Origin of the sequence: Priestia koreensis, assembly GCF_022646885.1 — a bacterium.
Lineage (GTDB): Bacteria > Bacillota > Bacilli > Bacillales > Bacillaceae_H > Bacillus_AG > Bacillus_AG koreensis_A.
In genome coordinates this window covers 635,765-656,770 of sequence record NZ_CP061868.1, presented here as the reverse complement: position 1 = coordinate 656,770, position 21,006 = coordinate 635,765, and the positions used below count along the sequence as shown (strand labels likewise).

Sequence of the window (21,006 nt, the reverse complement as noted above, 5' to 3'; positions counted from 1 at the left end):
TTTTTATGGACAGAAAATAAATTCTAGTTATTTCGAAAATTCCAAAAACACACTTGGAATTTTTTTTTTACGTGGTAGTATAGAGATATTCTTTTTTTACTTTAGGAGGTTCATTTTGCATGCAACGAACGTACAATTTTAACGCCGGTCCATCCGCCCTTCCCCTAGAAGTACTTGAGAAAGCTCAGAAAGAATTTATTAATTATCACCAGACAGGTATGTCTGTGATGGAACTGTCTCACCGAAGCGGCGAGTTTGAAGAAATTCTGTTAAACGCGCAACAGAATCTTCGTGAACTCCTTGATATTCCTGAAAATTACGAAATCCTCTTTCTTCAAGGCGGAGCGAGCCTGCAGTTTTCTATGATTCCGATGAACTTTTTAGCTGCGGATCAAACAGCTGGCTATGTTTTAACAGGTAGCTGGTCTGAAAAAGCACTAAAAGAAGCGAAGAAAATTGGAAAAACAGCGGTTATTGCTACTACAGATGAAAATAATTATCGTTCCATTCCGAAACAAAATGAAATCATTTTACCTAAAGACACCCTTTCCTATCTACATATCACATCAAACAATACGATCTTTGGCACACAGTGGCATCAATATCCAGAACTTGACGGTATCGATTTAATCGCTGATATGTCGAGTGATATTTTAAGCAAAAAGATTGATGTGAGTAAATTTTCCATGATTTACGCCGGTGCACAGAAAAACTTAGGTCCTTCTGGCGTCACGCTTGTTATTTTAAAGAAAGAATTGCTAGCCCGTATTCCTGATCAGCTTCCAACGATGCTTGATTACCGTACCCACGTGAAAAGCAACTCCCTGTACAATACGCCACCAACGTTCGGTATTTATATGCTCTCACTCGTACTGGAATGGGTAAAAACACAAGGTGGTCTTGAGGGCATCGAGCAAAAAAACCATGAAAAAGCTGCGTTAATTTATAACCAAATGGAAGCTTATCCTGATTTTTACCGACCTCATGCGGAAAAAGAGAGCCGTTCTCTTATGAACATCACGTTCACTCTTCCGTCTGAAGAACTGACAAAAGAGTTTTTATCACAAGCAAAAGAAGCTGGCTTTGTTGGATTAAATGGACATCGCTCAATCGGAGGATGCCGTGCATCAGCGTATAACGCTGTCCCATTAGAAGCGTGTCAGGCGCTTGCTAATTTTATGGAAACGTTCCGAAAACGATTTCTATAATGTTACAAATATCCCCTTCTTTACTTTAAAAGAGGATGTGCTATAATACAAATTAACTATTTACGCAATGGGCATAGGAGCACCATTGGTGAATAAAAGAGAGTAGCTTAGAAGAGGAGAGATGAGTTATGAGAGCAAAAGAATTAGTTACATTATCATTGTTAGTAGGGATTGGTGCGGTGCTGCATTCAATTATGCCACCCCTACTGTTAGGAATGAAGCCAGACTTGTTATTAACAATGATGTTTGTAGGTATTTTGCTATTTCCTAACGCAAAAAGCGTTTTACTAGTTGGAATTACGACAGGTATTATTTCTGCTTTAACAACAAGCTTCCCTGGAGGCCAAGTAGCAAACGTAATTGAAAAACCAATTACAGCTTTTGTCTTTTTAGCAATGGTAGTGGTTGTACGCAAAATGCGCAACTCTGTTGTAAAGGCGGCCATTCTAACTGGCCTTGGCACCATCATTTCTGGTGGACTTTTCCTAGGAACCGCTCTTGCATTTGCAGGATTACCTGGAGGATTTATGGCATTAATCGTTGCAGTGGTATTACCTACTGCAGTTGTAAATGTCATTGTCATGATCGTAATTTATCCAATCGTTACATCGATTGTAAAACGCACAAAAATGGTTACAACAGCAATGTAAAACAAACTAAGGCAAACACTAACGTGTTTGCCTTTCTTTTTTACCCAACGGTATAGTGAATAATGATGGCAACAAGAAGGACAGAAACACCACTTACACCAAAGGTAGACACTCTCTTCTTTAACACATGCTTTGGAGGAAAAGAAGCACTCTTTTTCATTAAAACAAACGACTGAAATGAACCTAAAACGAGACCTACGCCGAGTACAAATAAAAATAACGTAAATGTATTCATGATACTCTCCCCTACCTTCTTTTCAGTAAAACTGTTTATTCAAAGTCGTGAATGGTTACATATATATAGAAGGAACGTGCTTTTTTCATTAAAATAAAAGTGAACAGGCCACTTGGCCACCGAAATGCTACTTTATAAACTTTATGCGTAAGTTACATAGATATGTACAAGAGTATACATAGCTATCGCATATTTAAACTATAATTAGGAGCTGTGATGAGATGAGTAGAGTAAAGTTATTTACAATTGGAATGGTCGCTGGTGGAGTTGCTGGAGCAGTAAGTGCTCTCTTGTCAGCCCCTCGCTCAGGAAAAGAAGCGAGACTAACGATTCAAACGCAAAAAAATGCGGCTACAACCGTAGCAAAGGATATTAAAAATCAAGCGGTGGATGTTAAAAACTCCGTTGCAACAGCTGTGAAGGAAGGAAATACTATAGTGAAAAATGTTGCAAAAGATGTTTCAAAATCCGTACAAAATTGGCAGAAAGAAATTAAGCCTCATCAGGAATCGATCCAGGAACATATAACGGAAATTGAAAAATCGCTTACATCCCTTGAAAATGAACTTCCATCACCACAAAAAAGTGAATAAAAACCGGAAAGAAAGAAGATATTTTGTCTTCTTTCTTTTTAATTTAAAAATTTTGTAAATTTATATCTTTATAAATTTTTATTTTATTGGCATAATAGAAGATAACAATATAAAAAAATGAGAGTACAATAAAGCAGGTGAAATGATGAGGAAAAACGATCAAGAATTTAGTTTAAGAGAAGCACTAATTTTTAGCCAAAAGATTACGCAATTAAGCAAAGCTTTATGGAAAACGGTAGAAAAGGATTGGCAAAATTGGATCAAACCATATGACTTGAACATTAATGAGCATCATATTCTGTGGATTGCCTATCACTTAAGAGGTGCGTCGATTTCCGAAATTGCCAAATTTGGCGTGATGCACGTTTCAACAGCATTCAATTTTTCAAAGAAACTTGAAGAACGTGGTCTTCTCAAATTTTCAAAGAAAGAAAGCGACAAACGAAACACGTACATTGAATTGACACCTTCTGGCGAAGAAATTTTACTTGCCCTAATGGAAAGCTATGATCCAAAAGAGAACGCTATCTTCAGCGGCGCCCTTCCATTGAAATCTTTATATGGTAAATTTCCAGAATTTATTGAATTAATGTCAATTATCAGAAAAATATACGGTGACGATTTCATGAACATTTTTGAAACGTCATTTACCAACATTGAAAACGAATTTGAAGAACGAGATGGAACACTGATCAAAAAGGACAAACAAGAAACCGAAACAGAAGAAATTACACCTAACCTTTAACCTGAGATGACAGCATAAATAACTCCTTCATCAAATCAGTATATATTCCTTGCTCCCAAAGAGCTTGAATGGTTTGATGCGGGGGTAACTTTATGTTCAACATTCCAACAAAATGCGTAAGAAGCGGCATATAATTCACAAGCCCTTCTTTTTTTTGCTGTACATATCGCTCATAAACTTCTTCACACAACTTATAAATAGCTGCTACCTCTTCCTTTTCCAACTCGTGCTGAATCACCATCTCAAAAAAAGGCTTCTTATGTACGCCATTTGCATCCAATGCCAATTCAATATAATATTCTAAGCGCCTAACGCGAGCTTCTAATGGTTCCATCCACTTTCCCTACTCCTTCAATATGTCTACCCTCTATTTTAGCGTATATCCTACGTTTCTTCCAACTTATAACACTCCTAAATGAAAGCTTTCCGTTAAGCCATTAAGGGTAATATGCAAGGAATAGATAAAACTTCTTCACATATACGTCCACGAAAATGCCCTTCATATTCGGAAGAAGGAAGCCTGTAAGGGTGACGACCGACACTTATGCTTCTCATAGTTCCCCTAACAGACCTTCCGTTGAGGGAACTATGAGAAGTGGATCTAAAAATAAAAGGGGTTCATATGCGGAGGAAGGAAGCCTGCAAAGACAGGCGACCGACCCTCATACTTCTCGCATCACCCCAAACATGACTTTCTACAAGGGTGATACATTAAAAATCGGTAAATCACCCAAACATCAAGCCTACCAGACACCCTGAACCCGCCCACGAAAATGCCCTTCATATGCGGAGGAAGGAAACCCGTAAGGGTGACGACCGACGCTTATGCTTCTTACGTTTCCCCCCTAACAGCCCTTCCGTTAGGGGGGAAATGTAAGAAGTGGATTCAAAATATATGGTCATTTGTTGAAATATTTGATAATGTTAATATGTAATTTATACCGGTCAACGAACGCGAAGATTATTTATGTTGGAGGAATGTACTCAATGACAATCTTATATATTGTTTTAGCTGTATTTATCTTATTTTACATTAACGCTTTAACGAATACATTATGTACGCGAAAAGAAATTCCTGAAGAACGACGCCCTAGGGTGTTCCGCACTATTAATATACTTGTTACCTTTTTATTAATCTCGTCCTACATCGAAGTTCTATTTACATAAACTTCATACAATAGTTGAAAACGGTGAAGGATCTTCTTCACCGTTTTAATGTGTGTTCATATAAGCAATTTATTTACCTTCTCACCCAAAATACACTTTCGAGCTAATATTAGCAGTACATAGCCCCTACGATAACTAGTAGAATGAACAGTACTACAATCAATGCCATCCCATTTCCATAACCTGCTGTCATATGCAGTTCCTCCTAACTTTTTCTAACGCTCAATTAGTATACGTTGGCTTCAAACAAAGGCTTAGTAGATATAAGCACTACCAACAATAACTAAAAGAATGAATAGTACTACGATTAACGCGAAACCAGCTCCATAAGCGTGACCCATAAGAGCACCCCCTTTTCTACTGATAGTTCATACTATGCAGATAGCACTAAATTTGCGTCTAGGCAGATGGCTCATTATGACAAGAATAATCGCGTGACGGTCATCTACATCGTAAAATGCTTTCATTTTGGCTCAAGTTTCGTTACAATGAGTTCATGTGATATAGTATATGGTGTGATTTGGGCATACTGTGAGTAAATCTAAAAATTAGGAGTGTATGAACATATGAAGAAAAGTTTAGTTGCCTTAACAACTGCAGCAGGACTTCTCGCTCTAACAGGATGTAGCAGCGCAGATGGCAAATCTTCAGGAGACGGCTCTAAAGCTGTTGTAGAAACGAATGCTGGGAATATTACAAAAGACGACTTATATGAAGCAATGAAAAGTCGTGTAGGTGACCAAACAATTCGTGACCTTGTGGATGAAAAAGTATTAAGTAAAAAATATAAAGTAACTGATAAAGAACTTAAAGACCAAATGGATAAATTGAAAGAACAATATCAAGATCAATACCAAGCAGCTGTACAACAAAACGGTGAAGCGTACATTAAAAACATGCTCAAAATTGATCTTCTTCGTCAAAAAGCTGCAACAAGCGGTGTAAAAGTTAGCGAAGCTGACTTGAAAAAGGCATACGAAGAGAAAAAGCCTGAAATTAAAGCTAGCCACATCCTTGTAAAAGATGAAAAAACAGCAAAAGAAGTAAAAGCGAAGCTTGATAAAGGTGAAGATTTTGCGAAGGTTGCAAAAGAATATTCTCAAGACCCTGGTTCTGCTCAACAAGGCGGTGACTTAGGATTCTTCGGTACTGGAACAATGGACCCGGCGTTTGAAAAAGCGGCTTACAGCTTAAAAGTTGGGGAAGTAAGTCAACCAGTACAATCTCAATTTGGTTATCACATCATCAAGTTAACAGACAAGAAGAAGTTAGAATCATTCAAAAAAATGAAGCCTGAGCTTGAAAACGAGCTAAAACTTCAAAAAGTGGATCAATCTAAACTTCAATCAGCTGTTAATAAAGTCTTAAAAGATGCTGACGTAAAAGTAAAAGATAAAGATCTTAAAGACGCTGTTGATACTGGCGACTCTAACGCAAAATAATACAAAAAAGCCCGTCCATTTTTTTGGACGGGCCTTTTTCGATATAAAAATAAGTGCCTGATTTGCAGGCACTTATTTTTATTAGATTGAGGACGTTTGATTGACATCTTTGCGTCGTTCGCGTTCTTGCTCCAAACGCTCCATATATACTTCGCCTTCTTTTTCAATAAACTCGTCTTCTACTTCACGATCTTGCTGTGCTGTTTTAATTGCCATAAACCCACTAAAGAAAATACCCGCTACGACCAAATAGATCCAAAAAGGTAGTGTAAACATCTTTTTTCCTCCCTATACAACTTGTACTTACGATCACTATATGTACAAGATTAGGGATTTATTCCATTAAAAGGACAGGCTTATAAATTCGTTGGCTTGTAAAAAGAACGATTATCGAGTGCAAATACCTTCTCCGTAAATTCACCAGGCTTTGCTTTATCAAGCGCACGATCTAACATATTCATCTTTGCATCAATGTTATCGATTAAATGAAGCATTTCTGCTTCCTTAATAAGCGGCTGCTTCGGACTGCCCCACTCCAGTTTTCCATGATGAGATAATACCATATGCTGAAGGAGCATTACTTCCTCACCTTGAATTTTTAACTCTTCCGCTGCTTTGCCGATTTCATTTACCATAATGGAAATGTGACCAATTAGATTTCCTTCTACCGTATACGTAGTGGCTACAGGACCCGACAACTCCATTACTTTTCCGAGATCATGTAAAATAATACCTGAATACAGCAGATCCCGATTCAGAGACGGATAAAGTTCGGAAATACTCGTTGCCAGCTTTAACATCGACACAACATGGTAAGCAAGACCTGACACAAATTCATGGTGATTTTTCGTCGCGGCTGGATACTCTAAAAACTGCGCCTGATATTTATTTAAAAGATGTCTTGTAATCCGCTGAAGGCTTGGGTTTTTCATATCAAAAATGGCCTGTGTAATCACATCCACCATTTCTTCCTTTTTGAGTGGTGCTACTTCTAAAAAGTCGGAAACTTGCACAGGATCGTTGGCGTTAGCCGGACGAATGTTTCGAATCTTAAGTTGGTTACGTCCACGGTAATTCATGATTTCTCCAGCTGCTTTTACAATTCGCTGCGGAGCATAATGAATTTCGTCATCTGGTGATGCATCCCAGAGCTTCGCTTCAATATCCCCTGTTTTATCCTGCAAAATCAATGTTAAAAATGGCTTGCCGTTGCTCGCAACGCCTTTAACAGATGATTTAACAAGCAAATATAAATTAACTTGCTCTCCTACTTCATGACTTAAAATACCCTTTGTCATCCAGAACCCTCCCAGCTTCTACATTGTATGTATATTCATTTTATCACTGTCACGCAGTAAACATCAATTCGTGAACCCTTGACATGAAAGAGTTTGAGAAAAAACCATCTGTTGCTTTCATACATCAGATGGTTTTTAAAAGGATATGATTATTGATTTTTAGTAAGCTGAACCGCTTTTTTAATTCCTTTAAAGAACGAATGCTTATCATACATTAAAACGCCACCGCGGTAAACACGAGCACCAAACAGGGCAAGTGCAATAATGGTTACAACCAGTATCGCCATTCCAATCATTACTTCCCATACAGGAATTGTGAGAAGACCCACGCGTAAGAACATAATCATCGGTGTAAAGAACGGGATAAAGGACGTCACTTTAATAAACGTGGCTTCAGGAGTTCCTAGTCCCTGTACAGCAATCACAAAGGCAGCCACAATTAAAATCATAATGGGCATAATCGCTTGCTGTACGTCCTCTGTACGGCTTACAAGCGATCCTAAGAAGGCAGCCATCGTTGCAAATAATAAGTATCCTAATAAGAAAAAGACGATGCCGTAAACAAGAATAGAGGCCGACATTCCTTGAATATCAATTGCGTCTAATGCTTCTCTATTATTTTGGAACATTGAAAAACCTGCTACTAAAAACAGAAGCACAAACTGTGTCAGACTAAGGAGCGCAATTCCCAAAATTTTCGCGAACATTTGCGTAACAGGTGACACGCTTGAAATTAAGATTTCCATCACACGTGAAGATTTTTCCGTTGCAACCTCTGTTGCGATCATGCTTCCGTACGTGATGACGGAGATATAAATGATGAACAATAAAATATAAACAAGTACGCGTGCCTGATTTAGCTCATCTTCCGTTTTTGCCCCTTTGTCCAGTGCTTTTTTATCAAACGAAACCGGTGTATAAAGAAGCTGGCTTTGCTCAGCAGTTAATCCTACTTTGCTAGAAGCAATCGTCGTTTTCAGCTGCTGTAGGCCTTGTTCTAAATCCGTCGGAACATCCATATCAGCCATAGATTCCGAGCGATAGCCTCCTTGTGGCAGCCCTTGGTCATTTAACGAAACGATCATATACCCTTTCCACGTTTCATCCGTTACCTTTTTCTGTGCTTTCTTTTCATCAGTTGCTTTGACTAATTGAATATCTGGATTTATTTTCTTAAGCTGTGCTTGATAAGGGGTAAACAACTCTCCACTTTCATCAATCACACCTACTTTCACCTTGTCATCCCCATTAAAGAGCTCAACAATGTGATTAATGTTTGTAAGAATTAAAGACGCTACACACATAATAACGGTCGTAATAATAAACGACTTTGATTTCAATTTGTTCAAATATGTATGAAAAAACACAATCCAAAACTTACTCATACGAAGCACCTACTTTCTCAATGAAAATATCATTTAAGGAAGGTTCTTCAATTTCAAACTTCCGAACGAAAGTCGCCTTTGACAACTCTTGAAAAATAGACTGTGAGACGCTCTCTTCACTAATTTGAAGCTCCCATCCCTCTGCTGTTTTTTTACTTTTGACAACACCAGGCAATTGAGTGATATGTTCAATATCTCCTTCTGCATGAACAATTAAATTCTTCTTTCCGAATGAACGCTTAATTTCCTTTAATCGTCCCTGAACAACAGGCTGACCTTTGTGCATAATGCACAGATTTTCGCAAAGCTCTTCAACGTGCTCCATGCGATGACTCGAAAACATAATGGTCGTTCCCTGCTCTTTAAGATCGAGGACGGCACTTTTTAACAGCTCAACATTAACTGGATCTAATCCACTGAAGGGTTCATCTAAAATGAGTAGTTTGGGGTTGTGAATAACAGAGGCGATGAACTGAATTTTTTGCTGATTTCCTTTTGATAGCTCCTCTACACGCTTTGTGGCGTACTCTGGAATTCGAAAACGCTCTAGCCAGACGTGCATGCGGTCTATAATATCTTTCTTTTTTACACCTTTTAACTTTCCTAAATAAACGAGCTGATCTTGGACTTTCAGCTTTGGATATAATCCTCTTTCCTCCGGAAGATACCCGATAACATTTGTACTGTCGTACGTAATATTTTTCCCATTCCACTTTATGTTTCCTTCACTAATGTCGATAAGACCTAGCGCCATACGGAATGTTGTTGTTTTCCCTGCCCCGTTTGCTCCTAAAAATCCAAAAATTTCTTTTTCAGGTATCGTCAGCGATAAATTATTTACGGCTGTAAAATCCCCAAAGCGCTTCGTGACATGTTCAATTTGTAATGCCATCATATGTCCCCTTTCAACTGTATGGTAAAAAATGTTTCTCTTACATTATAGCAGGAATTTACCAATAACATGAGAACTTTATAGATATACTATTTTTCACAACAAGGGGGACTAAAAAATGGGAGCGTATACATTAACCGTTTTTGAGAAGTCAGGAGAGAAATTAATAGATGAAACGTTTGAAGCTTCAACTGAAGCAGAAGCAAAGCAAAAAGGGACTGAACGCTTATCTGAGCTAAAGTTCGAAGAGCACACACACCGCTGTACATCTGCAGCTGGAAAACTTGTCTTATTTCATCGCTAAAAAAAGAATCCTAGGAGCCTTCCTAGGATTCTTTTTGATTAAAAGTCTATGAACGTTTTATTACTGACCTGTAAAAACTGGTGGACGCTTTTGTACAAAGGCTTCAATTCCCTCACGATGATCCTTTGTTTGATTCATCTGTGCTTGTCCCTCTTTTTCCATTTCAAGGGAAGCCTTCAATTGACTAAGGGATTGAGATACATAAATGTCTTTCGTTTTTTTCATTGCAAGGACAGGCTTCTTCTTCCAAGCGCCTACCTTTTGTTCAACAGCAGCGTCTAAATCAGATGCTGTTTCGTCAATAATATGTTTATCTAACCCTTGCTGTGCGGTTAATACTTCGCCTTCCCAAATCAGCTTCTTCGCTTCGTGAGCACCCATTCTTTTTTCTAAAAGGAAGTGACCTCCACCGTCAGGAATTAACGCAATTCCAATAAAATTCATTGCGAGCTTCGCTCGTTCGTCAGCAATAATGTAGTCACAGGCAAGAGCTAAGCTCAGACCAAGACCAGCAGCTGCCCCGTTTACGGCTGCAATCGTAATAGTCGGAAGCTGATAAAGAGTTGTAATAAGCTGATTAATGACACCCATCACATCTCCAAACGATTCGTCGTGTGACGGTGCCAGCATCATTTTTATATCGCCACCCGCTGAGAAGGCTTTTCCGCTTCCTTTAATGACAAGGAAATCTGCCCCCTGCTCTTTTACGTGTTGAAGAGCAGAAAGCACCTCCTTTAACATTTCGAGATTTAATGCATTTAGAGCATCTGCACGGTTTAAAATCATCGTCGCTACGCGATCTTCATATGTTAACTCTACTAATTTTGTTTCAACAGCCATTCTTCATTCCTCCTACAAATTTGATTGATACTGCTCAAGAACTTGTTCACGAAGCTTTCGCTTTAAAAACTTTCCGACAGAGGTTTTTGGAATTTCCTCCATGAATAACACATCATCTGGAAGCCACCATTTCGCAAATTGCGGCGCTAAAAAGGCAAGCACTTCTTCCTTTGTTACTTGATCCTTATAGGCATCCTTCAAAACGACGCAGGCTACCGGACGCTCCTGCCACTTTTCATGAGGTACAGCTATAACAGACGCCTCAAAAATTCCTTCGTGAGCCATAAGAGCGTTCTCTAAATCAACAGAGGAAATCCATTCCCCACCGCTTTTGATTAAGTCCTTCGTGCGATCCACAATTTTGACAAAACCTTCTTCATCAACGGTTACGACGTCACCTGTGTGAAGCCAACCATCGTGAAAGGCATCGGCCGTACGCTCATCATTTAAATATTCGGAGGCAATCCAAGGACCTCTGAGCAACAACTCGCCCATTTCTTTCCCGTCCCATTTGACTTCTCCTTCTGCTCCTATAACCTTCATATCAACACCAGGAATAATCATTCCTTGCTTGGCTTTATACTCATAGCGCTCCTCGTCTGGAAGCGCCTGCTGATTGCTCTTTAATACGGATGCCATAACGAGCGGACTGGTTTCAGTCATCCCATAGGCTTGAACAAACGGTACGCCAAATTTCTTTTCATACTTTTCAATAATTCCACGAGGTGCTGCCGATCCTCCACTAATAAACGATCGAACGTGACTAAAATCATATTCTCTCTCTTCCATTTCTTTTAAAACACCCATCCAAATCGTTGGAACACCCGCTGCAATCGTGACTTTTTCACTTTCAATAAGCTCCGCTAAAATTTTAGGCGTAAAAAATGGCCCCGGCATTACAACATTTGTTCCAAACCATGTACATGCGAAAGGGAATCCCCATGCGTTCACATGGAACATCGGTACGATTGGCATCGCGATATCTTGCTCTGATACCGCACAAGTATCTGCTAAACCAAGCGCCATACTATGCAAGTAGATGCTTCTATGCGTATAGACAACACCTTTTGGGTTACCCGTTGTCGCTGACGTATAGCAAAGTCCTGCTGGATCATTCTCGTTAATGTCTGTGCTAAACGGATACGTCTCGCTCCCCGTTTTAAGTAAAGCTTCATATTCGTATACATTTGTTAACGTTGTAGACGGAACCGACTCTTCATCTGTCATGACAATAATGGCTTCTACCGTTGGGATATGGTCTTTAATCGCATCAAGAAGCGGTAAAAAGCAATCATCCACTAACAGTACTTTGTCTTTTGCATGATTGATAATATACGCGATTTGCTGTGGATCTAGGCGTATATTAATCGTATGAAGCAATGCCGAAATACCTGGAATAGCAAAATACGCTTCTAAATGACGGTGATGATTCCAGGCAAGCGTTCCTACTGCCTCTCCTTTTTTGACACCTAAACGCTCTAACACATTTGCTAATTGCCTTGTTCGTTTGCCAATTTCTTTGTACGTAAAACGTTTGATCCCATTTGAAGATCTCGAAATGACTTGCTTTTTTGGGAAAAACTTTTCTGCTCTTTCCATCATGGTTGGAATTGTTAGCTGTACATTCATCATCATTCATCACCCCACGCCTTTATAGGAAACGCTTACAAAAATTGAGTTTTCATCAAAGGTCTAATGAACGATCTTTTGCTTTGTCAAGCTCCAGATTGTTTAATTATTCCATTTTCCGTTAGACAAACTTCGGTAGAAAACTACATACATGGTATATATTCCGCAAATCTTTATTAAATCCTTTCCCTTAACCTGAAAAAATGAATAACCATTCAATTTTTCCATATAAAAAAGGCGATCGCTAAAAACGATCACCTTTCTTTCTAGTTTTCAATCGTTGCTTCTTCACTAAATAAGTCGTTTAAGATGTTAATTTTTTCATTTGTATAATGCTCGAAGTTATCATTGTATGACTTTGGATCTTTCGGGTTAGCAAAGCGTGTAATTTTACCTGTCGTTGGATGAACAAATTTACTTGACGCCCCGCAGCCAAGACCGATGATGGTTTGTTTCTCTTCCATAATCATAATGTTGTAGATGCTTTCCTGATCGGGAAGCGCATAGCCGACGTTTTCAAGGTTGCCTAAAATATTTTTTTGACGATACAGATAGTAAGGCGCATAGCCTTCTTTTTCCGTAAAGTCTGTCGCCATTTGCATCATATCCGAAATCTCGTTACGATCGGCTACTTTGTACTTCTGTCTGTTTCTCGTCATTTCAGAAGCGCGCTTAAATGATAACGTATGAACCGTAAGTGATTCTGGCATCAGCTTTTTCGTTTCATTTAGAGTGTGCTGAAATTCCTCTACGCCCTCACCAGGAAGACCGATAATTAAATCCATATTGATATTGTTCATGGCCATTTCTCTTGCTAAATGGAATTTATCAATCGTTTCTTCTACCGTATGATGACGACCGATTGCTTTTAGCGTCTCTTGGATATAGGACTGTGGATTAATGCTTATACGGTCAATATTCCATTTATTCAGCACGCTCAGCTTTTCAGGCGTAATCGTATCCGGTCGCCCTGCTTCAACTGTGATCTCACGTACGTTTTTCACATCAGGGAATGATTCGTACATTTCTTCATACAGCATGTCCATCTCTTCTGCCGTAATGCTTGTTGGTGTTCCCCCACCATAATAAATCGTAGTAATCTTAATGCCCTTCTCCTTCATCCATCGTCCCATTTCTTTCATTTCATAATGAAGACCGCCTAGGAATGAATTAACAGATCCTTGACGACCATTGATTGCATAGGCTGGGAACGTGCAATAAGCGCATTTTGTCGGGCAAAATGGAATACCGATGTAAATACTCACTTCTTTTGACAAATCATATAAGTCTGGTACAACTTTTAATTGAAGATCAACAATTTGCTGCAACAGATTAATTTTCTCATCAGAAAGCAAATAATCTTCCTTCAATTGATGATGCGCTTCTTCTTTTGTTTCCCCGTTTTGCAACTTCGTGTGGAGAAGCTTTGTGGGGCGGATACCAGTTAGAATCCCCCATTTTTGTTCAATTCCCGTTAGATCCTGAAGAACTAGAAGATAGACGTGAAGAACCGTGTTTTTAATCTGCTTAAAACGCTCTTTTTCTGTCTCGTATGTACCGAGCTCTTTTTCAAACGAAGCACTGTATTCAGTTCCAGTTGCCAATTCAGTCAACGTAATAATAGCGGTAACGGTTGTAGACACATCCACTTGCACAATCGCTTTTAACTCTGCTTCGTTTTCTTCGGTTAGTGAAACCGATGATTCTTCGTAAAATAAATCCGTAATGAGCTGTAACGGACGCTGAAAGCGCTCATCTTGTATTCCTTCTATATAAACTTTCATTTAACTCACCTTTCGAAACAACATTTAATAAACTTATTTTAGTGTACTGAACAACTTCAGATGGGTCAATATTAGTTGCTTTGTTTTCAGTATATCAAATTCAACCTTTGACTAATCAATTTGGTGAATAACAAAAAAGCTACAAGCATTCATCGCCTGTAGCCTCATTCTTTATTTAATCGTTTTTAGGTCATATAAGTAGCCAATGCGGTGCTGCTTTCGGAATAGCTCTTTCACCATATACGCGACTCCATTCTCATTGTTCGAGCGTGTAATCCATTTTGCCACCCTTTTTAACTCGTTCGGTGCATGCCCCATTGCAACACCCATACCTGCCTGTTCAACCATTTCCACATCATCGTGGCAGTTTCCAATTACGACAACGTCCTCCATCGGAATTCCAAGTTGCTGTGCTACTGCACGCAGACCTGTTGCTTTGCAAGCACCTTTTGTTGTGATGTAGCATCTATGTTCATGAGGATATGAGAACCAATCAACTGATTTTACTGCTGAAGCAACGGTCGCCTCTGCGCGCTCCATTTCACGTCGATTGGCAAAAAACACTTCAATTTTCGGGGTAGATACCGGCTCATTATACAGCGTGTTTTCTAGCGAATCGACGAATTGGAGCGGATAAAACAGCGGTTCACCGGAACGTAGAACATTTTTAGACGTTAATTGATTCGGAAGCTTCACACGGTTTCCAATGGAAAAGCGCTCATGCATAATCCGGATATGACAATCAAAGTGCTCAAGCATTTGTACAATCGCATACGTGGTATCTTCACTGATTCGTTTATTCACAAACGGCTTATCAACTGAGGAACCAATAAAGGCCCCGCTGTGCGTCACTAATAAGGAAGAGGAAGGTAACTTCAATGCCTTAGCAAATTTCTTAGCAGATAGAAAATGTCTATTGGTAACGAGTGTTACGTCCACCCCTTTTTCTTTTACATAAGAAATGGCCTCTTTTGTTTCTTTTGTTAAACGTCCTTGGCTATTTAGAATAGTCCCATCAATATTGAGAGCTAATAAGCGATAAGTCATCTTCATAATCTCCTCTCGCAAGCTGTCTATACTTAACGTGCTTACTAAACGCTTATGAGAAAAAAGAGATTTTTAGAACTATTACAACAGAAAAAGGATAGGATCATTGACAGTCATGATCCTATCCTAAACGCTCGTCTCTTTATGCAAAAGAACTCTTACTGTTGAACCGTTCCGTAGATGTCTTCTAGCGGCTTCATCACAATTTTGTTTACCTCAGCAATAAGCGTACTCATGCGTTGTTCAGATTCCATCAATTTTGCAATTTTTGGATTTTGCTGAACGAATGCAACAGTTTGCTGTGCCTGTTCTACCTCTTGTTGAGAGATCTCTTGACCGGACATTTGTTTTTGTTGTAATTCAAGTTGAATGTTGCGGAACTTATCAAATAGTTCCTTCGCAGAACTATCTGCTTCTACCTCTTGATATGCTTGCTTTAGATTGCTATACTCTTCGCTTGCACGTACCGCTTTCTCTAGATCGTATGCTACGTCATATACATTTACAGCCATGACAATGACCTCCTTCTCCATAGTAAGACTTCTTCTGTCTCCATAAGTACCACTATAACAAACTATTCAAGTGAACGCACACTAATAACACTAAAAGAAAAGAAGATCACTCTTATGACCGGATAGATTCACATCTACGCCCAACTCAACATACGATATATCAGCATCTGCCTAGATTAAAAAAGCGGGGACTTTATCATGACGATGTTGAAAGTATTAGTAGACCCTATTGATGCACATATCTCCAAAGCTTTTGTCAGCAAAAAGCTTCTGGAGCACCTCGGTAACGTGGAAAAAGCGCTTATACGCTGTGGAGCTGAAGCAACGTCGCTTACCATCGAAGCTTTTGAAGCAAAGACCCTACAAATGAAATGCTCATCTACGCTCCTGAAACAATTTCATTTACCGGTGCAAAAGCAATACCTATTGTTCTCGGTTTATGACGGCGAACTTATTGTTGCTCCTGTTATCACCATCTTAACCGAAGTATATACCCAAGAAGAGAGCCCTTATTTTGGGTCAATTCATGCTTTTTGTGAAGAGTTTTTTCACTACTGTCAACATGAAGGAATCTTTTTTTACGTTTGTACAACGGACAGTTCAAAGCAGGGATCTGAAGAATGGCAAGGTTATGTATGCACAGAAGAAGGTAACTGGGAGTTAGCGCTTGTTCCCCGCCCTCATATTGTGCACAATCGTATTCATTCGAGAAAGCGAGAACGCAGCGAGGACTTCAAGCAATTTGTTCATGTGCTTGAAGAACAGCAGATTCCCTATTTTAACGGTCACTACTTAAACAAATGGGAAGTGTACGAAGGACTCTCTACCGTCGTTCACTTGCATCCTCATTTGCCTAAAACCTATCAATTATCCTCAAAAGATACGCTCATTGATGTTCTAGCGAACCATCCTACCGTCTTTATTAAACCGATACATGGAAGCCAAGGGCGAAATATCTTCAAAGTTTCTCAAAAAGATCATTCATACTTTTTAGATTATACGACCTTTAACCAAACGCTGAACAAAGAGTATGCATCCTTCTATGACCTATTTCATGCACTCTATCATCACCTAAAAAAACAAGGCTTCATCGTTCAAGAAGCCATTGAGTTAAAAGCAGATCAACATGGAAGACCGTTTGATTTCCGACTTCTTTGTCATCGAAATAAGCAAGGACTATGGAAAGTAACGTCGAGCGTTGCTAGAATCTCCTCGGAACACACCTTTGTCTCAAACCTAGCTCAGGGTGGGGCTCAGATAAAAGCCTTACAGCTACTAAAAGACCTCTATGACGACAAAACAGCGCTTCACTTACTCCTCTTAATGAGAGAGCTAGCGCTCGATATTTGTCAGGAGCTAAGCACCAATCAGTCCAAGATCTTCGGGGAGTTCGGCATTGATCTAGCACTTGATCAAGAAGGCCATCCATGGATTATTGAAGTGAATACGAAGCCTTCAAAGCAACTTTATCAAGATGCAAATAAAGTGAGACCTTCTACAAAAGCTCTGCTTGAATATTGCCTTTACCTCTTTCAAGCATCTGATTGTTAACGCCTCACTGCTAAAGGAGTGGTTCATTCATGATTACTTTAGGTTTTTTAACCATCCACAAAAATCAAGAAAATACCTACGCAACAAACATTGGAAGATTTGCTTCCAAACATGACGTTACCTATTACCGTTTTACTCCGTTTTGTATTCATCCACAAACAGAGCTAGTAAACGGTGAAAAATATGATGTTGATACCGATGAGTGGATTTCCTGCGAATTTCCGCTCCCATCTTTCATTTATGATCGCTGCTTTTATAAAAACGATTCCTTATCAAAACGAGCACGCCCAATCGTAGAATGGTTAAAAAAACGTCATGACTTAACGTTCTTAGGCTATGGACTGCCTGATAAATGGACGGTTCACCAGTCTCTTCAGGAGGATGGTGATATCTCCCCTTACTTGCCTGAAACAACGCTCGTCCATTCAGCGAAAGACGTGATGGAGCTACTGATGAAAAAGCGGCGTATTTTAATTAAGCCATGTAACGGATCACAAGGAAACGGAATTATTGCCTTAACAATAGAGAGAAGCGGATTGTGTGCTCATTACCACAAAGGTTATGAAGCGGTGAAAAAACAATTTGATCGACCAGAACACCTTCGAACTTGGTTAACAAGAGTGGTTCTCCATCAGCCTTACCTCGTTCAGCCCTATTTCCACATTCATAATCAAAAGGGCCGTCCGTTTGATATTCGGGTATTGCTTCAGAAAAATGAAAACGGAGAATGGGGGCAAGTGGGCAAAGGCATTCGAATGGGCGGAGATCGTTCTCTCGTCACAAACGTCAGTGCTGGTGGTGAAATTGTAACCTTTTCAGAATGGTCAGCAAAGCTCCCTCCTCGCAAACGACTGTTTATTGAAGAAGAATTAGAAAGTATTTGCCGACTGCTTCCTGCGAGCTTGGAAAAAAAGGTACCGTCCCTCTTTGAACTTGGCGTCGATATTTGCACCTCACACGACGGGGGTGTATGGCTACTCGACATTAATTCAAAGCCAGGACGCAAAACCATTCTTCATACCCAACCCGAATCAGAAGATCGCTTATACGAGGCACCTATTTTATATTGCAAGCATCTCGCCAATTCAAAAACGACTGTAAATAAGGAGTAGTTCTCTATGACGACTTTATTTCGTCTCTCAATTTTTGAACACGAACAAGATATGGTTTATCTTCCACGTGAAATAAACACCCTGTTTTCTCATATCTCTTTTGGAGGAAACTGTCTTTGCTGCTCCTTTTATAACGGCGAAAAAGACGAAATAAGCGTGTCCTCTTCGCTAGCAACGAAATTATTGCTTCCACAAATGGAAAAGGTTCATCTCTTCTCTCATGAAGAAACTCTTCACATTGGGCCGCTTGTTGGTATTTTTTCAGCAGGATTCACAGGATCCTTGTTACGCCCTATTGGTGGTCGTTCGTTGTTTTTTGCGAAGCTTTTATCACACGTTAAATCAACAGGAGGAAGCGCCTTTTTATTTGGCACCCATCATATTAACTGGGAAAATGGAACGATTAACGGCTATTTTTATACCGAAAAGGGTTGGAGCCAGCAACTAATTCCGTTTCCACACGTCGTCTATGATCGTCTCCCAAATAGACGCGTTGAACAATACGAAACGTTCAAGCTAGTAAAAGAACGACTTCAAAAGGAATACTTAATTCCATGGTTCAATCCTGGATTTTTTAATAAATGGAGTATTTATCAGCTTCTGCAACAAGAACAAAGCGTTCAGACCTATTTGCCTGAAACACTATATGCACCTTCCTTTGATGAAATTAGAGACCTGATCCACCGTCATCAAACCGTGTTTTTGAAACCAGTAAACGGAAGTCTTGGCAAAGGAATTATTCAAATCGGCTATGACTCACAGGAAAATCGCTATGATTGTCAATATCGACTGGGGACAGAAAACATGCAGCGAACGTTCTATCAATTCGATACCCTTGCCTCCCATATTTTAAGTGATTTGACTCTGAAAGATTATCTGATTCAACAAGGAATTTCCCTGATTCGTCGCCACGAACGAAAAGTTGATTTCCGCGTCCATACAAATAAAAATGAAAGTGGAATCTGGGAAATGACGGCAGTGGCCGCCAAGCTTTCAGGCCGAGGGAGCGTGACCACTCATTTGAAGAACGGGGGAATTGTTCAAACGCTTGATGAACTTTTTGCATCGGCATCGAAAGTCAAAGAAATAATGGCAAAGCTTCAAACCGCGTCTCTCTTAATAAGCTCGGTGCTAGAAAGTCGCATGGAAGAATTGATCGGTGAAATTGGCTTTGACTTTGGAATTGATGATCGTGGAAACGTTTGGCTCTTTGAAGCAAACTCTAAGCCTGGAAGATCTATCTTCTCACACCCGAAGCTTCATCACGAAGACGTACGAACTCAGCAGTTGTTTCTAGCCTACGCAAAGCACCTTGCTGAAAAAAGCATTCAGGAGCCTGAGGTTCTCTATACATGACGATGATCTACTTCGACAGCGTCTCAGGTCGATGGTTTCATCAAACAGATCAGGCGTCTTTTGTATGGGGGCAGGAAAACAAAGAGATTTCATATTCAGCTAACAACTCCTCCACTTGCGGCTTTCGAGTAAAGAATACCGCATACAATAAAATAGGTCCTCTTATTGGTGTCTTAACGAGTCCATCTGTGCTGAATCGTATGAACGACCAACCGCATCAAAACATCCTATCTTTGCATCAAATTGTTCAAAAGCACGGCGGCTTGCTTGTGCTTTTCTCTTTAAACAACGTAACAAATTCCTTTATTGAAGGCCTTATTTATAACAGTGGACTATCACAATGGGAACCAGCGATTTTACCGTTTCCAGACATCATATACAACCGCTATCCAAATCGCAAAAAGGAACAAACATTGCTCTTTCAACAGCGGCTTACACAGCTAAAAAAACAGCAAATTCCCATTATAAATGAACGCTTCTTTTCAAAGTGGGATGTTCATCAATTGTTTTCCGAGCATCCGTTTCTACGAAGACACGTGCCTTATACGACTTTATTTCAAGGCTTTGACGATTTAAAATCGATGCTAGAAGATTATCATTACGTGTATATTAAACCTATCCACAGTAGTAAAGGTCGAGGCATTGCTTCACTAACTCGCACAAAAGACGGAGCGATTACCTATCAAAATCACTATAGAACGAAATCATTTCCTACTCTATTAGAATTAGCAAAGGATACATTAACAGGTTATGAAGGTCACCTCATCTTACAGGAGGGAATTGAAAGTCAGACATATAACGGAAATCGTTTTGACATTCGTTTGCTCGCTCACAAATCACACGATCAATATATTGTCAGTGGCATTGGAATTCGCCAGTCTCTCGCACAGCCGTTAACGACTCACGTTATAAACGGCGGTCAAATTCTGTCGATCGATCAAGTTCAAAAACACGTTGATATTCCCATGCTTCAGCAGATCGCACAGGCTTCAGGAGAAGCGCTCTCAAAGGGTTACAATCTGATTGGTGAGTTTTCTTTAGACATTGTTCCTTCCCTTCATAATCACTACTACGTACTGGAAGCGAACGCAAAGCCGATGATTTTTGATGAAGAAGCTATTCAGGAATCTGGCTCACGAAATTTATATAACCTTTTTTGCGAACTGACTGGATTTTCACCTTAACATCCCTACGACTTCATTGCGTAGGGATGTTTGTGATATATGATAAAATAATGAAAATGAAATTGTCAGAAA

The 21,006-nt window shown here is 39.6% G+C and carries 24 protein-coding genes; 11 read left to right on the top strand and 13 right to left on the bottom strand.

Annotated elements, in window-relative coordinates; translation table 11 throughout:
- Positions 1 to 119: 119 nt before the first annotated feature.
- The gene (gene serC / locus IE339_RS03305; protein WP_242173513.1) at positions 120 to 1,208 is read left to right on the top strand and encodes a 3-phosphoserine/phosphohydroxythreonine transaminase; all 1,089 of its coding nucleotides are present in this window, start codon (positions 120 to 122) and stop codon (positions 1,206 to 1,208) included.
- A gap of 128 nt (positions 1,209 to 1,336) precedes the next feature.
- Positions 1,337 to 1,858 (top strand): tryptophan transporter, encoded by a 522-nt coding sequence (locus IE339_RS03300; RefSeq protein WP_242173511.1) that lies wholly within the window; start codon positions 1,337 to 1,339, stop codon positions 1,856 to 1,858.
- Between the two features lie 40 nt (positions 1,859 to 1,898).
- Here IE339_RS03300 and IE339_RS03295 read toward each other — a convergent pair whose 3' ends face one another.
- A complete protein-coding gene (locus IE339_RS03295) occupies positions 1,899 to 2,093 on the bottom strand; it encodes a membrane protein YhzF (protein WP_053399359.1) in 195 nt (64 codons plus the stop codon).
- 221 nt (positions 2,094 to 2,314) lie between these two features.
- Here IE339_RS03295 and IE339_RS03290 point away from each other — a divergent pair, with 221 nt between their 5' ends.
- Positions 2,315 to 2,686, top strand: coding sequence for a YtxH domain-containing protein (locus IE339_RS03290; RefSeq protein ID WP_242173509.1), 372 nt, complete (start codon positions 2,315 to 2,317; stop codon positions 2,684 to 2,686).
- Positions 2,687 to 2,828: 142 nt separating this feature from the next.
- Entirely contained in the window at positions 2,829 to 3,431 is a 603-nt protein-coding gene (locus IE339_RS03285; RefSeq protein ID WP_242173507.1) for an HTH-type transcriptional regulator Hpr, read from the top strand.
- Here IE339_RS03285 and IE339_RS03280 read toward each other — a convergent pair.
- The gene (locus tag IE339_RS03280; protein WP_242173505.1) at positions 3,421 to 3,765 is read right to left on the bottom strand and encodes a DUF1878 family protein; all 345 of its coding nucleotides are present in this window, start codon (positions 3,763 to 3,765) and stop codon (positions 3,421 to 3,423) included. The genes IE339_RS03285 and IE339_RS03280 overlap by 11 nt on opposite strands.
- 653 nt (positions 3,766 to 4,418) lie before the next feature.
- Here IE339_RS03280 and IE339_RS03275 point away from each other — a divergent pair.
- The gene (locus IE339_RS03275) at positions 4,419 to 4,598 is read left to right on the top strand and encodes a hypothetical protein (protein WP_053400733.1); all 180 of its coding nucleotides are present in this window, start codon (positions 4,419 to 4,421) and stop codon (positions 4,596 to 4,598) included.
- 109 nt (positions 4,599 to 4,707) lie between these two features.
- Here IE339_RS03275 and IE339_RS03270 read toward each other — a convergent pair whose 3' ends face one another.
- Positions 4,708 to 4,791, bottom strand: coding sequence for a YjcZ family sporulation protein (locus tag IE339_RS03270; RefSeq protein WP_083446466.1), 84 nt, complete (start codon positions 4,789 to 4,791; stop codon positions 4,708 to 4,710).
- 61 nt (positions 4,792 to 4,852) lie between these two features.
- Positions 4,853 to 4,939: a YjcZ family sporulation protein gene (locus tag IE339_RS03265; RefSeq protein ID WP_083446465.1), complete on the bottom strand. Its 87-nt coding sequence runs from the start codon at positions 4,937 to 4,939 to the stop codon at positions 4,853 to 4,855.
- A 225-nt stretch (positions 4,940 to 5,164) separates the two neighbouring features.
- Here IE339_RS03265 and IE339_RS03260 point away from each other — a divergent pair, with 225 nt between their 5' ends.
- Positions 5,165 to 6,040: a peptidylprolyl isomerase gene (locus tag IE339_RS03260; protein WP_242173504.1), complete on the top strand. Its 876-nt coding sequence runs from the start codon at positions 5,165 to 5,167 to the stop codon at positions 6,038 to 6,040.
- An 81-nt stretch (positions 6,041 to 6,121) separates the two neighbouring features.
- On the opposite strand, the gene IE339_RS03255 is transcribed toward IE339_RS03260, so the two are convergent.
- From IE339_RS03255 to IE339_RS03240, 4 genes are all read right to left on the bottom strand, one after another.
- Positions 6,122 to 6,316 (bottom strand): sporulation YhaL family protein, encoded by a 195-nt coding sequence (locus IE339_RS03255; protein WP_242173502.1) that lies wholly within the window; start codon positions 6,314 to 6,316, stop codon positions 6,122 to 6,124.
- A gap of 80 nt (positions 6,317 to 6,396) precedes the next feature.
- Positions 6,397 to 7,338 (bottom strand): 3'-5' exoribonuclease YhaM, encoded by a 942-nt coding sequence (gene yhaM / locus IE339_RS03250; RefSeq protein WP_053400730.1) that lies wholly within the window; start codon positions 7,336 to 7,338, stop codon positions 6,397 to 6,399.
- A gap of 149 nt (positions 7,339 to 7,487) precedes the next feature.
- Entirely contained in the window at positions 7,488 to 8,723 is a 1,236-nt protein-coding gene (locus tag IE339_RS03245; protein WP_242173500.1) for an ABC transporter permease, read from the bottom strand.
- The gene (locus IE339_RS03240; RefSeq protein ID WP_053400728.1) at positions 8,716 to 9,615 is read right to left on the bottom strand and encodes an ABC transporter ATP-binding protein; all 900 of its coding nucleotides are present in this window, start codon (positions 9,613 to 9,615) and stop codon (positions 8,716 to 8,718) included. Before IE339_RS03240 ends, IE339_RS03245 begins: the two co-directional genes overlap by 8 nt.
- A gap of 118 nt (positions 9,616 to 9,733) precedes the next feature.
- Here IE339_RS03240 and IE339_RS03235 point away from each other — a divergent pair, with 118 nt between their 5' ends.
- Positions 9,734 to 9,919: a YhzD family protein gene (locus IE339_RS03235; protein ID WP_053400727.1), complete on the top strand. Its 186-nt coding sequence runs from the start codon at positions 9,734 to 9,736 to the stop codon at positions 9,917 to 9,919.
- Positions 9,920 to 9,979: 60 nt separating this feature from the next.
- Here IE339_RS03235 and IE339_RS03230 read toward each other — a convergent pair whose 3' ends face one another.
- The 5 genes from IE339_RS03230 to IE339_RS03210 all read right to left on the bottom strand — a co-directional run bounded on the left by IE339_RS03230 (position 9,980) and on the right by IE339_RS03210 (position 15,731).
- The gene (locus IE339_RS03230) at positions 9,980 to 10,759 is read right to left on the bottom strand and encodes an enoyl-CoA hydratase (RefSeq protein ID WP_242173497.1); all 780 of its coding nucleotides are present in this window, start codon (positions 10,757 to 10,759) and stop codon (positions 9,980 to 9,982) included.
- A gap of 12 nt (positions 10,760 to 10,771) precedes the next feature.
- Complete coding sequence (locus IE339_RS03225; protein WP_242176096.1) at positions 10,772 to 12,391, bottom strand: long-chain fatty acid--CoA ligase; 1,620 nt, start codon at positions 12,389 to 12,391, stop codon at positions 10,772 to 10,774.
- A gap of 263 nt (positions 12,392 to 12,654) precedes the next feature.
- Positions 12,655 to 14,172 (bottom strand): coproporphyrinogen III oxidase, encoded by a 1,518-nt coding sequence (locus IE339_RS03220; RefSeq protein ID WP_242173494.1) that lies wholly within the window; start codon positions 14,170 to 14,172, stop codon positions 12,655 to 12,657.
- A 171-nt stretch (positions 14,173 to 14,343) separates the two neighbouring features.
- A complete protein-coding gene (locus IE339_RS03215; protein ID WP_242173491.1) occupies positions 14,344 to 15,219 on the bottom strand; it encodes a Cof-type HAD-IIB family hydrolase in 876 nt (291 codons plus the stop codon).
- Between the two features lie 158 nt (positions 15,220 to 15,377).
- A complete protein-coding gene (locus IE339_RS03210) occupies positions 15,378 to 15,731 on the bottom strand; it encodes a YlbF/YmcA family competence regulator (protein WP_242173488.1) in 354 nt (117 codons plus the stop codon).
- Between the two features lie 198 nt (positions 15,732 to 15,929).
- Here IE339_RS03210 and IE339_RS03205 point away from each other — a divergent pair, with 198 nt between their 5' ends.
- Genes IE339_RS03205 through IE339_RS03190 form a run of 4 tightly spaced genes read left to right on the top strand, consistent with a single transcriptional unit; the run spans position 15,930 to position 20,934 of the window.
- The gene (locus IE339_RS03205; RefSeq protein WP_242173487.1) at positions 15,930 to 17,282 is read left to right on the top strand and encodes a YheC/YheD family endospore coat-associated protein; all 1,353 of its coding nucleotides are present in this window, start codon (positions 15,930 to 15,932) and stop codon (positions 17,280 to 17,282) included.
- A gap of 29 nt (positions 17,283 to 17,311) precedes the next feature.
- A complete protein-coding gene (locus IE339_RS03200; protein WP_242173485.1) occupies positions 17,312 to 18,394 on the top strand; it encodes a YheC/YheD family endospore coat-associated protein in 1,083 nt (360 codons plus the stop codon).
- A gap of 6 nt (positions 18,395 to 18,400) precedes the next feature.
- Entirely contained in the window at positions 18,401 to 19,750 is a 1,350-nt protein-coding gene (locus tag IE339_RS03195) for a YheC/YheD family endospore coat-associated protein (RefSeq protein WP_242173483.1), read from the top strand.
- Positions 19,747 to 20,934 (top strand): YheC/YheD family endospore coat-associated protein, encoded by a 1,188-nt coding sequence (locus IE339_RS03190; protein ID WP_242173481.1) that lies wholly within the window; start codon positions 19,747 to 19,749, stop codon positions 20,932 to 20,934. The genes IE339_RS03195 and IE339_RS03190 overlap by 4 nt, the downstream gene beginning before the upstream one ends.
- Positions 20,935 to 21,006: the final 72 nt, after the last annotated feature.